A 4,053-nucleotide genomic window follows, 5' to 3' on the forward strand; every position below is an offset into this window, starting at 1 on the left:
ATCTTGTGCTGCGCCAGATGGTGGTTGACCGCGATGTGCCCTGGCTTTCCCGCGGGTTGCTGGCCATGACCGTTCTGGGCTTTGCGATCGTGCTGGCCTTCCTGGCTCTGGGGAACAAGTCGTCTTTCAACCTGGCCACGCCTTACTACATCGGAAGCATCGCCGTCTACCTTTTTGTTTCCGCCTGGTACACCTGGCGCCGGCCGGCGGTGGGTATCTGGATCATGGCCGCGATGGTGTGCCTCACGGTGGGCTCCATCTTCCCCATCCTGCGCACGCAGGGCCTGATGCCCCTGGGCACGGCCACGCAGTTCGGCGCGCAAATCGGTGCCGCCCTGGAAATCCTTTTCCTGCTGATGGCCCTGTACCTGCGCAGCCGGGAAAAGCGCGACAACCAGGCGCGCGTCGGTGCGCTGACACGCGTCGACCCGCTGACCGGCCTGGGCAACCACCGCGTGCTGCTGCAGCGGCTGGACGCGCTGCTGATCCGCCAGCAGCGCGACCCCGGTGCGGGCGCGGTGGTGCGCATCCGGCTGGGCAACGCCCTGGATATCCGGCAGGACTACGGCATGGAGACGGCACAAAGCGCGGTAGTCCAGGCCGGCGCCTGTGTCACAAGTGTTGCGCAAGAGGGTGATACGGTTGCCCGTCATCGCGATGGAGACTTTGTGCTGATCCTGCAGGGGCACCTGACGCGCGGGGCGCTTACCGACATCGGCCAGCGGCTGATTGCCCGCGGACTGGCCGACAGCCCCAGCCTGCCGCCCAACACTGTGCTGCAGTTCAAGGTCGCGGTGGCCGAAGCGCCCTTCAGGGAAGGCGATGCAACGCAATTGCTGCACTCGCTGGGCCTTGTGCTTGGCGAGCTTTCCAGCCGTTCGGGGACCGGCCTGCGCTTTGCGGCCGGGGCGGCGGATGCCAGGAATTCGGCACCGGCCTGACGCAGGCGGCGTTGCGCAGCAAACTCAGTGAATGCGCATGCCCGGTGTAGCGCCCGGCAAGGGTTCCAGCACATAGATACCGGGTTGGGCTTTTTCATCCGCGTGGCTGGCGGCCAGCACCATGCCTTCGCTGATGCCGAACTTCATCTTGCGCGGCGCCAGGTTGGCCACCAGCACCGTGAGTTTGCCGACCAGGTCTTCAGGCTTGTAGACCGAGGCAATACCGCTGAACACATTGCGCATGCGGCCTTCGCCGGCATCCAGCGTCAGGCGCAGCAGTTTGGTTGAGCCTTCCACCGGTTCGCAATTGACGATCTTTGCAATGCGCAGATCGACTTTGGCGAAGTCGTCGATGGTGATGACGGGCGCGATGGCCTCGCCGCCGGGTACGGYGGCTTCTGCTATTGAATCAGGAGCGGCTTGTCCAGACTCCGCATGGGCTGGAGGCTCAAACAGTGCTTCAAGTTGTTTGATGTCGACGCGCTGCATCAGGTGCTTGTAGTCGCCGATCAGGTGGCCATGCGGGAGTGGTTTGAACTGATCCGTCCATTGAAGCGGCTCTATTCGCAGAAACGCCTCTACATCTGTTGCGAGAGCGGGCAACACTGGTTTCAGGTAAATGGTGAGCAGGCGAAATGCTTCGACGCAGGTAGAGCAGACCTCGTGCAACTTTTCGCGTTGATCAGGGTGTTTCGCCAAGTCCCACGGCTTGTTTGCATCCACATACGCGTTAATTTGATCAGCCAAGAACATGATTTCTTTAGAGGCTTTTGCAAATTCTCTGGTGTCATACAAATCACCAATGCTCGAAGCTTCGCTAATAAGCGTTTCCAGCAAGTGCTTGGAATCGCCTTTAATGAGGCCCATTCTCCCGTCGAATCGTTTGGCAATGAATCCCGCCGCGCGGCTGGCAATGTTGACGTATTTGCCAATCAAATCGCTGTTGGCCCGCGCCATGAAGTCGTCAGCATTGAAGTCGATGTCTTCGTTCTTCGCATTGAGCTTGGCGGCCAGGTAGTAGCGCAGCCATTCGGGGTTCATGCCCAGGCTCAGGTACTTGAGCGGGTCCAGCCCGGTGCCGCGGCTCTTGCTCATCTTCTCGCCGTTGTTCACCGTGAGGAACCCGTGCACAAACACGTTGTCAGGCGTCTTGCGGCCGCTGAAGTGCAGCATCGCCGGCCAGAACAGCGTGTGGAAGGTGACGATGTCCTTGCCGATGAAGTGGTACTGCTCCAGCCCCGGCGTCGCCATGTAGGCGTCGTAGTTTTCGCCGCGTTTTTCGAGCAGATTTTTCAGCGACGCGAGGTAGCCGACCGGCGCGTCCAGCCAGACATAAAAATACTTGCCCGGCGCGTCCGGGATTTCAATGCCGAAGTAGGGCGCGTCACGGCTGATGTCCCAGTCGCCCAGGCCTTCGCTTTGGGTGCCGTCGGGGTTGGTACGAACGCTGAACCACTCCTTGACCTTGTTGGCGACTTCGGGCTGCAGCTTGCCGTCTTGCGTCCATTTCTCCAGAAAGTCCACACAGCGCTGGTCGGACAGCTTGAAGAAAAAGTGATCGGAGCTTTTGAGGACGGGCGTCGCGCCCGACAAAGCTGAATACGGGTTGATCAAATCCGTGGGCGCATACACCGCGCCGCAGTTTTCGCAGTTGTCGCCGTACTGGTCTTTGGTCCCGCACTTGGGACAGGTGCCCTTGATGTAGCGGTCCGGCAGGAACATGTTTTTTTCAGGGTCAAAGAACTGCTCAATCGTTTTGGTCTCAATCAGCCCGGCCTTTTTGAGGTCCAGGTAGATCTGCTGCGCCAGCTGGTGGTTTTCCGGGCCGTCGGTCGAATGCCAGTTGTCAAAGCTGATGTGAAAACCGTCCAGGTAGGGCTTGCGGCCCGCCGCGATGTCGGCCACAAACTGCTGGGGGGTCTTGCCGGCTTTTTCAGCCGCGATCATGATGGGTGCACCGTGGGCGTCGTCCGCGCCCACAAAGTTCACCGCGTGGCCCTGCATGCGCTGGAACCGCACCCAGATGTCGGCCTGGATGTATTCCATGATGTGGCCGATATGGAAATTGCCATTGGCATACGGCAGGGCGGTGGTGACAAACAGGCGGCGCTGGGACATAAGGGTGCTTTTTGGCTAGGGGAGAGGTAACCCGCGATTTTAAGTCGCCCAGCCTTGGGGCTGCCCCGGCAAGTCCCCATGACCCCAGGGCTGGCGGCGCGGCGTTAGACTTCATGCCAACCGCCGCCCCCAGATTCAACGAGTTTCAACGGAGTATTTCCCCATGTCCCTGGACCAACAGGCCGTCTTGAACGCCGTGCAAACCGTGCTGGACCCGAATACGGGCAAAGATTTCGTCAGCACCAAGGCCCTGAAAAACCTGCAGCTCAGCGGCAGCGACGTTTCGTTTGATGTCGAGCTGGGCTACCCCGCCAAAAGCCAGATCGCCGGCCTGCGCAAAAGCCTGATCGCCGCCGTCAAGGGGGTGCCGGGCGTCGGCAATGTCTCCGTCAACGTCACGGTCAAGATCGCCAGCCACAGCGTGCAGCGCGGCGTGCAGCTGCTGCCCAACGTCAAGAACATCATCGCCGTGGCCTCGGGCAAGGGCGGCGTCGGAAAAAGCACCACCGCCGTCAACCTGGCCCTGGCCCTGGCGGCTGAAGGCGCCACCGTCGGCCTGCTCGACGCCGACATCTACGGCCCCAGCCAGCCCATGATGATGGGCATCGAAGGCCGGCCCGAAAGCGTGGACGGCAAGAACATGGAGCCGATGGAGAACTACGGCATCCAGGTCATGTCCATCGGCTTCCTGGTCGCGCAGGACGAAGCCATGATCTGGCGCGGCCCCATGGCCACCCAGGCGCTGGAGCAGCTGCTGCGCCAGACCAACTGGAAAGACCTGGACTATTTGATCGTCGACATGCCGCCCGGCACCGGTGACATCCAGCTCACGCTCTCGCAGCGGGTGCCCATGACGGGCGCCGTCATCGTCACCACGCCGCAAGACATCGCGCTGCTGGACGCCAAGAAGGGCATCAAGATGTTTGAGAAAGTCGGCGTGCCCATCCTGGGCATCGTCGAAAACATGGCGGTGCACATCTGCAGCAACTGCGGC

At 61.2% G+C, this 4,053-nt stretch carries 3 protein-coding genes; 2 read left to right on the forward strand and 1 reads right to left on the reverse strand.

What is annotated here, in order from left to right; genetic code table 11:
- Positions 1-941, forward strand: a 941-nt coding sequence (locus AC1DWI_RS15495; RefSeq protein WP_477725155.1) for a GGDEF domain-containing protein, incomplete at its 5' end; no start/stop codon positions are given.
- Positions 942-965: 24 nt separating this feature from the next.
- Here AC1DWI_RS15495 and metG read toward each other — a convergent pair.
- Positions 966-3,059, reverse strand: coding sequence for a methionine--tRNA ligase (gene metG, locus AC1DWI_RS15500; protein ID WP_477725156.1), 2,094 nt, complete (start codon positions 3,057-3,059; stop codon positions 966-968).
- Between the two features lie 163 nt (positions 3,060-3,222).
- On the opposite strand from metG, the gene apbC reads away from it, so the two are divergent.
- On the forward strand, positions 3,223-4,053 hold an 831-nt coding region (gene apbC / locus AC1DWI_RS15505; RefSeq protein WP_477725157.1), incomplete at its 3' end, for an iron-sulfur cluster carrier protein ApbC.

The sequence above is a fragment of the Polaromonas sp. P3_C2 genome (assembly GCF_056402675.1).